The sequence below is a fragment of the Enterocloster lavalensis genome, from assembly GCF_046603895.1.
Taxonomy (GTDB): Bacteria; Bacillota; Clostridia; order Lachnospirales; family Lachnospiraceae; genus Enterocloster; species Enterocloster lavalensis.
This window is the reverse complement of the sequence record NZ_CP176637.1, coordinates 5,299,264-5,311,915: the sequence shown is the minus strand read 5'-3', so window position 1 is coordinate 5,311,915 and position 12,652 is coordinate 5,299,264. Positions and strand designations below refer to the sequence as shown.

General features: G+C 57.0%; 12 protein-coding genes. 1 reads left to right on the top strand and 11 read right to left on the bottom strand.

Annotated elements, in window-relative coordinates; translation table 11 throughout:
* Nucleotides 1–9: 9 nt before the first annotated feature.
* From ACK2JC_RS23930 to ACK2JC_RS23920, 3 genes are all read right to left on the bottom strand, one after another.
* Nucleotides 10–1,467, bottom strand: a complete 1,458-nt coding sequence (locus ACK2JC_RS23930; protein WP_118756207.1) for a PTS transporter subunit EIIC — start codon at nucleotides 1,465–1,467, stop codon at nucleotides 10–12.
* 68 nt (nucleotides 1,468–1,535) lie between these two features.
* Nucleotides 1,536–2,426: an N-acetylmuramic acid 6-phosphate etherase gene (gene murQ, locus ACK2JC_RS23925; RefSeq protein WP_092368143.1), complete on the bottom strand. Its 891-nt coding sequence runs from the start codon at nucleotides 2,424–2,426 to the stop codon at nucleotides 1,536–1,538.
* Complete coding sequence (locus ACK2JC_RS23920; RefSeq protein WP_092368140.1) at nucleotides 2,410–3,294, bottom strand: MurR/RpiR family transcriptional regulator; 885 nt, start codon at nucleotides 3,292–3,294, stop codon at nucleotides 2,410–2,412. The genes murQ and ACK2JC_RS23920 overlap by 17 nt, the downstream gene beginning before the upstream one ends.
* A 337-nt stretch (nucleotides 3,295–3,631) precedes the next feature.
* Here ACK2JC_RS23920 and ACK2JC_RS23915 point away from each other — a divergent pair, with 337 nt between their 5' ends.
* Entirely contained in the window at nucleotides 3,632–4,153 is a 522-nt protein-coding gene (locus tag ACK2JC_RS23915) for an ECF transporter S component (RefSeq protein WP_320937273.1), read from the top strand.
* Between the two features lie 32 nt (nucleotides 4,154–4,185).
* Here ACK2JC_RS23915 and ACK2JC_RS23910 read toward each other — a convergent pair whose 3' ends face one another.
* The 8 genes from ACK2JC_RS23910 to dhaK all read right to left on the bottom strand — a co-directional run bounded on the left by ACK2JC_RS23910 (nucleotide 4,186) and on the right by dhaK (nucleotide 12,640).
* Entirely contained in the window at nucleotides 4,186–5,013 is an 828-nt protein-coding gene (locus tag ACK2JC_RS23910; RefSeq protein WP_320937274.1) for an RNA methyltransferase, read from the bottom strand.
* 170 nt (nucleotides 5,014–5,183) lie between these two features.
* Nucleotides 5,184–6,575: a group II intron reverse transcriptase/maturase gene (ltrA, locus tag ACK2JC_RS23905; protein ID WP_411337926.1), complete on the bottom strand. Its 1,392-nt coding sequence runs from the start codon at nucleotides 6,573–6,575 to the stop codon at nucleotides 5,184–5,186.
* 519 nt (nucleotides 6,576–7,094) lie between these two features.
* Nucleotides 7,095–7,937, bottom strand: a complete 843-nt coding sequence (locus ACK2JC_RS23900; RefSeq protein WP_320938279.1) for a hypothetical protein — start codon at nucleotides 7,935–7,937, stop codon at nucleotides 7,095–7,097.
* Between the two features lie 239 nt (nucleotides 7,938–8,176).
* Nucleotides 8,177–8,806 carry a manganese efflux pump gene (locus ACK2JC_RS23895; protein ID WP_092368128.1) on the bottom strand — a complete coding sequence of 210 codons (630 nt, stop codon included), beginning with the start codon at nucleotides 8,804–8,806 and terminating at the stop codon, nucleotides 8,177–8,179.
* 150 nt (nucleotides 8,807–8,956) lie between these two features.
* Nucleotides 8,957–10,342, bottom strand: coding sequence for an MATE family efflux transporter (locus tag ACK2JC_RS23890; RefSeq protein ID WP_320938280.1), 1,386 nt, complete (start codon nucleotides 10,340–10,342; stop codon nucleotides 8,957–8,959).
* A 266-nt stretch (nucleotides 10,343–10,608) separates the two neighbouring features.
* Nucleotides 10,609–10,989, bottom strand: a complete 381-nt coding sequence (dhaM, locus tag ACK2JC_RS23885) for a dihydroxyacetone kinase phosphoryl donor subunit DhaM (RefSeq protein WP_320938281.1) — start codon at nucleotides 10,987–10,989, stop codon at nucleotides 10,609–10,611.
* 15 nt (nucleotides 10,990–11,004) lie between these two features.
* A complete protein-coding gene (dhaL, locus tag ACK2JC_RS23880; RefSeq protein ID WP_320938282.1) occupies nucleotides 11,005–11,637 on the bottom strand; it encodes a dihydroxyacetone kinase subunit DhaL in 633 nt (210 codons plus the stop codon).
* 13 nt (nucleotides 11,638–11,650) lie between these two features.
* The gene (gene dhaK, locus ACK2JC_RS23875; protein WP_320938283.1) at nucleotides 11,651–12,640 is read right to left on the bottom strand and encodes a dihydroxyacetone kinase subunit DhaK; all 990 of its coding nucleotides are present in this window, start codon (nucleotides 12,638–12,640) and stop codon (nucleotides 11,651–11,653) included.
* Between the last annotated feature and the right edge of the window lie 12 nt (nucleotides 12,641–12,652).

Sequence of the window (12,652 nt, the reverse complement as noted above, 5' to 3'; positions counted from 1 at the left end):
ACTTCGCTCCTATGCGTTCTCGATATCCTCAACCGGAATGAAAATGTAAGTGATCACCGCGGCTGCAATGTAGGCAATGACCATGCCGATCAGGTAATTCAGCATGCACTCCGGCAGCATATGGGTGACTGCCAGCAGGCCCGAGGGGCTGTAGGCCGTACTCATGACATGGGTCAGCATGACGTAGGCTCCGCCGAAACCGGCTCCCAGACCGGCTGTGATAAAGGGTTTCATTAACGGCAGGGTAACGCCGTAAATCAAGGGTTCGCCGATGCCCAGAATGCCTGCGGGCAGAGCGCCTGCAATAACACGGTTTAAGCGGTGGTTGCCCACGCGTTTTGCCTTGATGTAAAGGGCGATGGCCGCGCCCACCTGTCCGGCGCCCGCCATGGCTACCGCCGGGAACAGGGTGGTTCCGCCCAGGGATTCAATCTGGATGGCGTAGATGGGTACAAGTCCTCTGTGCAGCCCCAGCAGCACCAGGGGCAGGAAGGTGGCCGCCAGTATATATCCGGCGATCACGCTGACCACAGGGTTAGTGGAATTGATAAACAGGTTCAGGAACGCCGACACCAGGGTGGAAAGCCAGCCGGTCACAGGCATTACCAGAAGCACAAAGAACGGTACTGCGATCAGCATGGAGATCAGAGGCGTGAAGGACACGTCCAGAACCTCCGGCATGTGCTTGTGCACCCAGCGCTCGATCTGGGCCAGAATCCATACGCCGATGACAACGCCGATGATGCCGCCCGCGCCGGTGGCCAGAACGGAATCATTGACCACGTCCTTGTTGTACCAGCCGATGGCCGTTGAAATGGTGTTGACCACGGAGTTTAAGGAGGCCGCGCCGATCATGCCGCCCAGCATCTCGTTGACGCCGAACTGTTTGGCGGCCCGGACGCCGGTGAAGATGGCCATGTAGGACAGGAACGCATTGCCGATCAGGACGAAAATGTTGTAGATGACAACCACGGCAACCACGTCCGGCAGCACGCCGTTTGTCATCAGAATCTTGATGACCTTGCCCAGTCCGTTACAGATACCGGAGGCGATGAACGCCGGGATCATGGGGGTGAAGATGTCCGCCAGGACCCGCACCTTGTTGATCAGATTCTGGTGCTTCTGATTGCTCTTGACCGCCTTCTTGTTGGCTTCCCAGTCGCCCACCTGGCCTTTGGGCTGCCCCTTGCTTTCCTGGCTGGGGGACTGCTCCTTCACGCCCAGCTTGGTGGTGCAGATCTGCATCACGTCCCGCACCTTGCCCGGTCCCAGCACCACCTGGATGTAGTCGGGTTCATCGCCCACCACGCCCAGAACGCCCGGTGTGTTCTTGATTCCCTGGCGGTCCGCCTTGGACCCGTCCTTCACATTGACCCGGATGCGCGTCATGCAGTTTTCTGCGTTCAGAATATTATCCTTGCCCCCCAGCAAGTCGACGATTTTCTTTGCGAGCTCTTCATTACTCATAGAATTCACCTCTCACTTTCTTATTTTTTTGCATTGCAGGGCCCATTGGACCCGCATTCCCCTATCCGTCAAAGGCATTTTCGGATGTGCCCATGAGCGCGTTTCAAATTCTGTTCCGCCTCCTTGGCGGTACAGTTTAACAGTTCCATCACGATGGCGGTCTTTGCGTTTCCGCCCGCTGCCTCCAGCAGACGGCAGGCCTGTTCCTCCGAACAGCCCGTGGCCTCCGTCACGATGTTTCTGGCCCGGACGCGGAGCTTTTCGTTGGTCTGCATCACGTCCACCATCAGATTCTGGTAGACCTTTCCGATGCCCACCATTGCGCCGGTGGAAATCATGTTGAGAATCATTTTCTGGGCGGTTCCGGCCTTTAAGCGGGTGGAACCCGTCAACACCTCCGGCCCCACCACCGGCTCGATGGCCAGGTCCGCGGCTTTTCCCACCAGACTGCCGGCGTTGCAGGCGATGGCCACGGTTTTGCAGCCCAGGGATCTGGCGTATTGCAGACCGCTGATCACGTAGGGCGTTCGCCCGGAAGCCGCAATCCCGATCACCACGTCCCGCCCGTTCAACGGCAGGGCCTTAAGCTCCTCAAGGGCCAGGGCTTCGGAATCCTCAGCCCCCTCCACGGCCTTCACAAACGCCCGGTCGCCTCCTGCGATCAGGCCCACCACCATTTCCGGCGGAACCCCAAAGGTGGGCGGACACTCCACACTGTCCAGCACCCCCAGACGCCCCGACGTCCCGGCGCCCATGTAGACCAGTTTTCCGCCCGCTTCAAAGGACTCCTGCACCCACCCGATGGCGGCGGCGACCTCCGGCAGCACCTTGCGGACGCCCGCGACTACCTGTTCGTCCTCCCGGTTCATCACCGTCGCAATCTCAAGCGGCGTCATGGTGTCCAATCCGGCTGTTCCCGGATTGCGGGCCTCCGTGGTCAGTTTATTCAGTTCCAGCATAACGCTTGACCTCCTTGGCATTTTTATAGTTTGGTTTCTCAATGTGCGTCGCGCAGAGACGCGCCATCGAACGTTCGTAATCCGTATTCGCGTAGGCGGTATACAGGATATCGATCATGTTGAGCTGGCTGATCCGGCTGCTCATGGCTCCGTTTCGGAACAGCGATTCATTGGCCGCCACATACAGGTTGTAGTCGGCTAAGTCCGAAAGGGCCGAGGCGGCAAACCGGGTGATCAGAATCATCTTTGCGCCGGATTTTTTCACCGCCTCCGCGCATTTGATCAGCTCCTCGGTCTGGCCGGAATAGCTGATAAACAGCCCTACGTCCTCCGGCCGCATGTTGCGCGCCTGAAGCAGTTGGGAATGCCAGTCGTCGTTGAGAACGCAGGCCTTATCCAGGCGCAGGAATTTCAGATAAGCATCCCGGGCCACGCAGAGCGACGAACCGATTCCGAACAGGCAGATGTTCCGGGCCACGCACAGGAGGTCCACACATTTCTGCAAAACCGGCAGATCCACCAGATTTTTCGTCTCCTCCAGGGAAACGATATTCTTGTAGGTGATCTTATCCACCATCTGTTCCAGGGAATCCTCCCGCGACACTTCGTCGCGCTTCTCCAGCTCCGACTGCTTGCGCACCGCCAGCTCATACTGGAGCGAACGCCGCAATTCCTTATACCCGTCGAACCCCAGCCGGCGGCACATCCGCACGATAGTCGCCGATGAAGAGAACGCCCGGGCCGAAAGCTCATGAACCGACAGCTCCGCCGCCTTCTCGGGGTGATGCAGTATGTACTGGACGACCTCGCTCTCCGCCGGTGTCATCTGTAACTGGTATTCGTTCAGCCGCACCAAAACGCTTTTCATGTTTCTTCCTCCTGTCTCTATGATATGCTTAATAAAACAATAATTCAATAATTTTATGTTCATATGCAACATTGTTTCTTATCATGAATGATTATACCATATTCCGGCCCGAAATGTGAAACAATTTGCTTTTTATGTTAAAATTCCATGAAGTATTGTGCACCTTCACTAATTTTTATTCGTTGTATCCTGGGAAATGCGGGGGAGCGCGTTTTGCCCGGCAAAGTCTGGTCCACATACTGGACTGGTTATTTATACTATAACTGGCTATTTTGTTCGGTCCACTTTTCTGATATCGTAATACCAACATTTACAGAAAACCGGGAGGTAATCAATTATGAGACAGACGAAAAAAATGGTAATCGCCGCCCTGTTCGCCGCGCTGGCGTGCGTGGCGACCATGGCAATCCGCATTCCAACGCCGGGAACCGGCGGCTACATCCATCCGGGCGACGCGGTTGTAATCCTGTGCGGCATCTTTTTAAATCCCGGCGCGGCGTTTCTGGCGGCGGGGATGGGTTCCGCCATGGCCGATCTGTTAGGTGGATATTTTCTCTATGTGCCGATCACATTTGTCATCAAGGGACTGGTGGCCTTTCTGGCGGGCCACGCTTTCCGGCGGCTGTCCGGACATTTAAAAAACCGCACGGCTGCGGTGGCAATCTGCGGTCTGATCGATGTTGCCCTGGTGGCGGGCGGATACTGTTTCTGCGAGAGCTTTATTTACGGCACAGCCGCAGCCTTAGCCAGCGTTCCGGCGAACCTGATCCAGGGCGCCAGCGGGCTGGTGATCTCCACCGCCCTGTTCCCACTGCTGGCGGCCGTGCCGGATATGAAGCGGATGATGGCAGCCAGGTAAGGCGGCGGCCCAGAAGGCGACGGAGCTGGCGGCTAGGCAGGACGGCGGCCCAGCTGCCAGAAGGCGACGGCGCTGGCGGCCGCCACATTTAAAGAGTCCACGCCGTGGGACATGGGGATCCGGACCGTGTAGTCGCAGTCCGCGATGGTCTCTTCCGCCAGCCCGTCGCCCTCCGTTCCCAGAATCAGGGCCAGCCTGTCCTCCGCCATAAGCCGCGGATCGTCGATTCTGACGGAGTCGTCGCTGAGGGCCATAGCCGCGGTTTTAAAGCCCAGGCTGCGCAGAAGCTCCATCCCGGGCTGCGGCCACTCCGTGCCCTCCAGAAAGGTCCAGGGGACCTGGAATACCGTGCCCATGCTGACGCGGATTGCCCTGCGGTACAGGGGATTGCTGCATGCGGGCGTCAGCAGCACCGCGTCCATGTTGAGAGCGGCGGCTGAGCGGAAAATCGCGCCGATATTGGTGGGATTCATCACGTTTTCCAGCACGGCGATGCGGCGCGCTCCGCGGCAGACCTCCCCGACACCGGGAAGCCCGGGGCGGTACATGGCGCAGAGCATGCCGCGGGTCAATTTAAAGCCGGTGAGCTTTGTCAGCACGTCAAATTCAGCCGTGTAGACGGGGATTTCACCGCAGCGGCTGATGATCTCCTTCCCCTGTCCCTCCACGTGTTTGCGCTCCAGGAGCAGGGATACCGGAACGCAGCCGGCATCCAGGGCGCGCCCGATCACTTTGGGGCTCTCAGCGATAAAAATACCTTTTTCCGGCTCGTGGCGGTTTAACAGCTGTACTTCCGAGTACCGGGCGTAGACGTCCAGCTCCGGGGCGGAAAAATCGGTGATTTCGATGATGTTTGGCATGTGGGACTCCTTTGTCAGGCGCGGAGTGCGCCTGTTTCTGAAAAACAAAATATTTACAGAGAGTATACTACATTTTGCGGCGCTTGAAAACCGGAAGCAATCGAGTAGGAGGGAGTGATTAGCTCCCGTCCTCTCACACCACCGTGCGTACCGTTCGGTACACGGCGGTTTCAACAGTTGACGTGCACCGACTGATAGGCGGCAGCTAAATCATAAAAGCCACTGCTTATCAGTCTTTCTTTTGTCATTGCCAGATTCACCGCTACCGTATGCGTCGTAAACCAATAACCTCTTCGGCTATTTCCTGCCTGCCATGCCAAGTCTTCCGGCACTCCCATTTTCCGCAGGTTCTTCACCTTCGTTTTCGGTTTCTTCCATTGCTTCCATATACACATTCGGATTCTGTGGTATAGCCACTTATTGAGTTCGTCTATTCGCTTCTTCATATCTGCTATTCCGTAATAATTCAGCCATCCCCGCATATACACTTTTATCTTTGCTAGTGCTGGGCGTATGCTCTGAACAGACCTTCGGGAACTAAGGTCTTTCAGCTTTGACTTCATCTTCTTCCATGACTTTCCATGAACCCGGACATAGATGCCCTTTCCGTTCTTTCCCAATGTAAAGCCAAGAAACTTAAAATTTCGGATTGCAAATACACTGACTACACGGCTTTTCTCTTGGTTCACCTTCAGTTTCAGTGTCCCTTCCAGATATTTCATGCTTGTCTCCAGCAGTCTCTTTGCCGCTCTGTCGCTTTTCGCCAGCAGCACGATGTCATCTGCATAACGGACAAATATAACTCCCCGTTTCTGATACTCCTGGTCAAACTCGTTCAGATAGATGTTCGCCAGCAGAGGGGAAAGATTTCCCCCTTGCGGCGATCCTTCTTCTGTTTCCATGACTACTCCATTTTCCATAACGCCACTCTTTAGGTACCTCTTAATCCACTGGATTACCCTTTCGTCCTTTACATCTCTGCGCAGGATATTCAGGAGTATCTCATGGTTCAGAGTATCGAAGTATTTCGACAAGTCCAATGCTACCGCATGGGTATATCCCTGCTCTGCATACTCTTTCACCTTCTGAATAGCGTCTTTCGCACTTCTTCCCGGACGATAACCGTAACTGTTCTCCGAGAACAACGGCTCGTAGACCGGTGTAAGGCGCTGTGTTAGCGCTTGCTGGAAAATGCGGTCTTTTACGGTTGGAATACCAAGCTTTCGTATTCCACCGTCCGGCTTGGGAATCTCCACTCGTCTCACCGGGTCGGGGGTGTACTTTCCCCTTTTTATTCTCTCGATAAGTTCTTTCTGGTTTTCCCTCAGGTATGCGCCTATTTCTTCCACGGTAATCCCATCGATTCCTGGCGCTCCCTTGTTTGCCTTCACCCTCTTAAAAGCTCTGTTAAGGTTGCCCTTATCCAGTATCTCCTCCAAGAGTTCCGGCTGTGCACCGTCCCTTTCCTTCCATATCCGGCGGAAAGAACGGTGCGCTCTCACATACCCTTCACGTTCCGCGCTATCTCTTTGCGAGCAGCTGTCTTTGTTTTCTGTACCCAAGGCTCTTTCCTCCTTTCCCGGTTGTACTAAAGACTCCTATTGATTCGGTCCTTCACCGAAGTACCCTGTGGTACTCGACTACTATGACCTCGGCTGACTTCTGTACGTTCAGCACTACCTCTCGATAGTGGTTATCCCTTTCGGGACATTCCGCACAGACCTCCCCGGGTATCACACGTTTCTTTCTCTCCATCCATCTGCCACATTTACCATACATGATTCCGTGTAGTTATTGGGCTTCGGCTTGTAATGCAGTCTTACCCTCATGCATAGCCTGATGTGATTTCTGTCCGTCAGACCAGAGATTTGCCCATGGGTTAGTATGTTCCCCACATCCAGCTTCCTTCAGATTCCATCTCACGATGGACACCCTTGCTTTCGGCTATATCCTTCCCACTACCGGGCGGATTCCGGACTTGCACCGGTTAGAAACGTGCGCCGCCGGGCGCACTTTCAAAAAACGGCATCTGAGAGCCTCTGGCCTCCGATGCCGTTTTAATGGTTATCCTGCTTTCAATCCTACCGCTTCTTATTTTTTCTCAACCTGCTGATCACCATCCCCCCGAAGAACCCGGCCGCAATCGCGATCAGGACCGTCTCCAGCCCCATGGACGCCGTGCCCGTCTCCTCTGCCTGAGTGGTCTCAGCTCCCGCCGCCTGGGCTGCGGGTGTGGTTTCCGGCCCCGTCTGTCCGGCTGCGGCGCTCTCCTGAACGGCGGCGGTCTCCTTGTCCGGCGCCGCTTCCAGGCTGCCGGGCGCCTGGCTCTCAATTTTGTTTTCCCGCTGGAAAATAATCTGATTTTCCATGGTGCCGTCGTCCCGTGGAACCTGTAAATAAAGGGTGTCGGACAAATCTCCGTGCTCAAAGGCAAACCGGTAGTCCTTCCCTCCGGAATGTACAAACCGCTCCCAGGCTGCGCCGTACATGTTTTTATCCTCATCGGTCTGGAATTCCAAAGTGGACGTATCCAGGCTGCTGACCTCATAGGGAGGCCACAGCGCTTTCCACTCTCCATTTTTTCCCAGATCGGCGCTGACCAGCAGACACTGCCCGGCCTGCGGCTTCTCCACCTTATTGTACGAGATCAAATACGGCCTCAGGTCCGTCACCTTCAGGCGTTCCGGCACTTCCTCCGGCGGCAGCTGGCGGTCATTCACCCCGCCTTTATCTCCGCTGGGCAGCGCCTTGACTTCCTTTAGGACCACCCAGTCCTCCCCCGCTTCCTCCACAATCCCCAGAAGCAGGCCGTTCTGTTCCCCGGTCCACATTCCATACTCCGCATCGTGGGCGTAAGCTGTTCCCGTTCCCAACGCCGCCGTCAAGAATATTGCAGCCGCTACTGCCGTCCATAATTTCCTCATCTGTCTCCTCCTCGCCGTGTTTTCGCTGTTGCCTCTCCCCTGCCGGTTGAAGGCAGGGACTGTGTTTCCATCATAATACCGCGACGCCGACCGCCCGGTAGCTTCCAGGCTGATGGCCAGCCCTGCATTTTCTTAAATTATAACATAGACCCTCTGCAAAAACTTTACGGCCTTCTTAATTTATCCTGAATCCTGTCCCCAGCGTGCGGCCCCGCCTGCGCCGCCCCGGAGCCTTCCCCTCACGCCCCTCTGGTCCTTGAAAATGCCAGGAAAATGAACAGCAGGCCCGACAGCCAGGAAAGGTCCAGTCCGTCCCTGGCAATCAGACGGCGTCCGGCGTAAAGCCCGGCGTACATCAGCGCCATCCCCATTACAAAGCAGGTTCCGACGGTCAGAAGGGCCGGCAGATCCACAAACGCGGCCATGGTTCCGGCCACCAGGGAGTCGATGGACATGGCTAAGCCCAGGCAGATCGTTTCTTTCCAGGAGAGAGACTTGGAATTATCCCAGTCCGCCGCCATGGGATCCCCGTAAATGTTGATGATGATTTTCAGCCCCGACAGGGAAAAACGGAAATTCTTGTTGAGCGTACAATGATTGTTGATATATCGCTTGATGCTGTAATCCAGAAGCTTTACCACTCCCAGGAAAAACAGACAGACAAACCCCACCGATCGGGCCAGCTCCTGGGGCACCAGCACCTGAATCAGGGTTCCCAGGCCCAGCGCCAGCCCCAGGCAGCCGCTGCAGATGCCGTTTAAGGCCACGGCCTTCTGCCAGGAAATCTGCACCTGGTTGGCGCCGTAGGCCAGGCTGGCCACAAAAGTGTCCGTGCAGAGCGCAAGGACAAAGGTAATGATTTTCAGCATATTGCCATCCGTTGCTTTTTCTTTTAGTATATTCCCGCCCGTTGGGATTGGTAACTCCCTGTCCCCTCCCGGCGCGCGCAAAGGAGGGCTCCCCCTGACGGAAAGCCCTCCCGGATTGTCTGCCTGTAAACGCCGTTTTCTGCCCTGCCCTCACGGCTTTGGTTCCACAATATTCTGAATCCAAATCCCATTTTTTACCAATACGAAGCCGATGAAACATTTGATCAGGTCAATCATCTGGCAGGCCAGATAGAGCGGCACGATGGGAAGCCCGGTGTATCTGCTGAGCACATAGGCGAAGGGAATATTCACCAGCCACATGAACACGCTGTCGAACAGGAAGGTGACGACGGTTTTTCCGCCGGAGCGCAGCGTGAAATAGGATGCGTGGATAAACGCCCCCATGGGCATGCAAATGGCGATGATACGGATAAATGAAGCCGCCAGCGCTTTTACTTCCCCGCTGGTATTGTAGATTTCCGGGAACAGGGGCGCTAAAAGGGCCAGAATCGCTCCGATGCAGACGCAGGCCGCCACGGAGAACGCGATCAGCTTCGTGTCCGTTTCCCTGGCTTCCTTCATCTTTCCCGCGCCCAGCAGCTGTCCCACGATGATGGAAACCGCATTTCCGAAGGCCAGGTAAACCACGTTAAACACATTGCCGATGGTGGAGGAAATGTTGAGCCCCGCAACGGCCTCCAGTCCCCGCAGAGAATAGCACTGCATGATCGCGGCCATTCCCACGGCCCACAGCGCCTCGTTGATCATCAGCGGCGTGCCCTTGACCACAATGCTCTTAACCAGACTGGCCGGGATGTAAAAGCTCCTGTACGCCCCCGCGATGAAGGGATTTCTCCTGGTGTGCCGGTGCGTCCAGATAATGACGATGGAGGCCTCCACATACCGGGAAATCACGGTGGCCACGGCGGCTCCCACCACCCCCAGGGCCGGGGCCCCGAATTTGCCGAAAATCAGAATATAGTTCAGCACCAGGTTCACGAAAACCGCCGCGATTCCCGCTTTCATGGGAATCACCGTCTCCGCGCACTCCCTCAGGGTGCTGATGTAAACCTGTTCCACGCCAAAGGGGAGCAGGCCCAGCAGCATGACCGCCAGATACTTTTCCCCCTGTCCCAGGGCAAGCCCCAAAGCGGCCTCGTTGCCCTCCCCGTGGAGATACATGGTAATCAGTCCCTCACCCTGAAACAGGAGCAGGGCAAGGGCCGCGGCGGTCAGAATCAGGCTGGCGATCATTTTAAACCGGAAGGTATGGCGGACTCCATCATGGTTTCCGCCGCCGAAAAACTGGGCGCCAAAGATTCCTGCGCCGGAGATCACCCCGAAAATGCTGATATTATAGACAAACAGCAGCTGGTTCACAATGGCCACGCCCGTCATCTGTTCCGTGCCCACCATTCCCACCATAATGTTGTCCAGAAGGCCGACAAAATTTGTGATGCCGTTCTGAATCATGATCGGCACGGCGATCATTAAAACCCGCTGATAAAATTTTTTGTTTCCGATTAACTGTCTCATCCGTACCCCCCGGCAGGAACGCGCCTGCCCTTTAACGATTGTGACCGGCATTTCCTGAAAATGCCCGGAAATGCCGCCGTATCGCTTCAGTATATCACACCCCTGTGTGCAGGGCAATAATGGCCGTGTTCGGGAATCCGGGAATCCGGATTTCGGATTTCCCCCGCCCATATTTCCCGCAGCAAAAAAGCGGACCGCCTGCGGCAGCCGGGTCCTCACAGAACCTGGCCGCTTTCCGGCGAATCCGCGTTGGAATTTTTAGTTCCCTAAAATTTCGGAGTGGTGCCGACCTTTGCCAGATCCTCCTTGATGGCTTCAAAGCTCATTCCGCCCACCGCGTCGATGGTGGCCACCACAGCCCCTTCCACCAGCGGACAGTCCACCATCTCCACCTTCTGGCCCTCGAACAGCTCCACCACCATCTCCGTGGTCATCACGGCGCTGCCCAAATCCATGATCACCAGCACGCCGTCCTCCGAGCGCACGGACTCGATGGCGTCGCGGATCTTCTCAAAGCAGGTGCCAAAGCCCCCGTCAGCCATGCCGCCTGCCGCTGCTACCCGAGCCGCCGGCGCCATCAGGGCCGTGAGCTCCACCACGCTCTTCGCCAGATTCTCGCTGTGGGATACTACAACCAGACCTACCATTTTCCCATCCCCCTTTTATCCTTCTTGTATACAGTGTGCAATCGTCTCCAACAGATAGGCGTAAGACGTGGCCCCCGGGTCCTGATGGCCCATTCCCCGCTCGCCCACATAGCTGGCCCGCCCTTTGGTGGCGACCAGATCCTTGGTGTGCTCCGCTCCCGCCCAGGCCGCCTTCACGCCGGCTTCCAGCATGGGACCTGCGCCTTCGCCCCGGGCCCTGGCCTCTTTCATTGCCTCCAGGGAGGGACACATGGCATCCAACATGGTCGCCTCCTCCACCTGCGCGCGGCCCCGCTTTTTAACGGCCTCCACCGCGGCATCCAGCATGGCCAGAAAGCCCTCCGCGTCCACCTCCGTCTTTCCGGCGGCCGCCGCGCCCGCCTTCATAAACGCCGATCCGTACAGCGGCCCGGAGGCTCCGCCCACGGTGGACACCAGGGTCATGCCCACGTCCTTTAAAATGGAGCCGACGTCCTTTCCCTCCATTCCGGGCAGTTTCAGCTCCACCGCCTGAAAACCGCGGTCCAGGTTGATCCCGTGGTCGCTGTCGCCGATGGGCTGATCCAGCCGGGTCAGATAATCCTTCTCATCGGCAATGGTCCGGCCCATGGCTCTCAAAATCTCCAGCACCTTTTTTGTATCCGCCATTTCCAACCGCCTCCTATCGCCATGCCGGCGTGTCCGCCGGAGCGTCGAGCAGCGCCTTCATCTCATCATCCAGGCGCAGCAGGCTGATGGAAAAGCCCTGCATCTCCAGGGAGGTCATGTACTCGCCCACAAAGGTACGGTATACGCGCACTCCCTTTGCCGCAAGCACGTCGGCCACGTGGTTGTTGATGATGTAGAGCTCCATCAGGGGCGTCGCTCCCGCTCCGTTGATCATCACCGCCACCTCCCGCCCGCTGTAGTCCAGATCTCCCAATATCTGTTCCAGCAGCATGCCGGCCGTCTCGTCGGCTGTGCCCATCGTTTCCCGGTGGGTCCCCGGCTCCCCGTGGATGCCGATGCCCACCTCCATCTCGTCCTCCGCCAGCGTAAATCCAGGCGTTCCGGCAGCGGGCACCGTGCAGGGGGCGATGGCCGCTCCCATGGTGCGCACGTTGTCGATGACCCTCTGGGCCATTTCCTGCACCTGGTCCAGGGAAGCGCCGGTTTCGGCCAGCGCTCCGGCGATCTTGTGGACAAATACGGTTCCCGCAACGCCGCGCCGCCCCACCGTGTACAGGCTGTCCTTCACGGCCACGTCGTCGTTTGTGACCACCTGGCGGACTTCGATCTCATCCATATCGGCCGCCATCTCCGCCGCCATCTCAAAATTCATCACGTCGCCGGTGTAGTTTTTCACCACCATCAGCACGCCCGCGTCCGTGGCCACCGCCTTGATGGCCTCGTAAATCTGATCCGGCGTTGGGGAGGTGAACACGGCTCCCGCCACCGCGGCGTCCAGCATGCCGGTCCCAACGTACCCGCCGTGGGCCGGCTCATGGCCGCTTCCTCCCCCGCTGATGATGGCTACCTTGCCCTCCTTTTTCACCGCCCGGACCACCACATTGCCACAGTCCAGCTTGCGCAGATGCTGCGGATGGGCCTTGACCATCCCCTGGATCATCTGCTCCTCCACCATGGAGGGATCGTTGATAAATTTTTTCATATTGAACTGTCC

Coding starts and splice junctions, on each gene's coding strand:
- dhaM (WP_320938281.1), bottom strand. CDS start 10,989: ATGGTAGGTCTGGTTGTAGTATCCCACAGCGAGAATCTGGCGAAGAGC.
- murQ (WP_092368143.1), bottom strand. CDS start 2,426: ATGCTGGAACTGAATAAACTGACCACGGAGGCCCGCAATCCGGGAACA.
- ACK2JC_RS23910 (WP_320937274.1), bottom strand. CDS start 5,013: ATGCCAAACATCATCGAAATCACCGATTTTTCCGCCCCGGAGCTGGAC.
- ACK2JC_RS23895 (WP_092368128.1), bottom strand. CDS start 8,806: ATGCTGAAAATCATTACCTTTGTCCTTGCGCTCTGCACGGACACTTTT.
- ACK2JC_RS23915 (WP_320937273.1), top strand. CDS start 3,632: ATGAGACAGACGAAAAAAATGGTAATCGCCGCCCTGTTCGCCGCGCTG.
- ACK2JC_RS23920 (WP_092368140.1), bottom strand. CDS start 3,294: ATGAAAAGCGTTTTGGTGCGGCTGAACGAATACCAGTTACAGATGACA.
- ACK2JC_RS23900 (WP_320938279.1), bottom strand. CDS start 7,937: ATGAGGAAATTATGGACGGCAGTAGCGGCTGCAATATTCTTGACGGCG.
- dhaK (WP_320938283.1), bottom strand. CDS start 12,640: ATGAAAAAATTTATCAACGATCCCTCCATGGTGGAGGAGCAGATGATC.
- ACK2JC_RS23890 (WP_320938280.1), bottom strand. CDS start 10,342: ATGAGACAGTTAATCGGAAACAAAAAATTTTATCAGCGGGTTTTAATG.
- ACK2JC_RS23930 (WP_118756207.1), bottom strand. CDS start 1,467: ATGAGTAATGAAGAGCTCGCAAAGAAAATCGTCGACTTGCTGGGGGGC.
- dhaL (WP_320938282.1), bottom strand. CDS start 11,637: ATGGCGGATACAAAAAAGGTGCTGGAGATTTTGAGAGCCATGGGCCGG.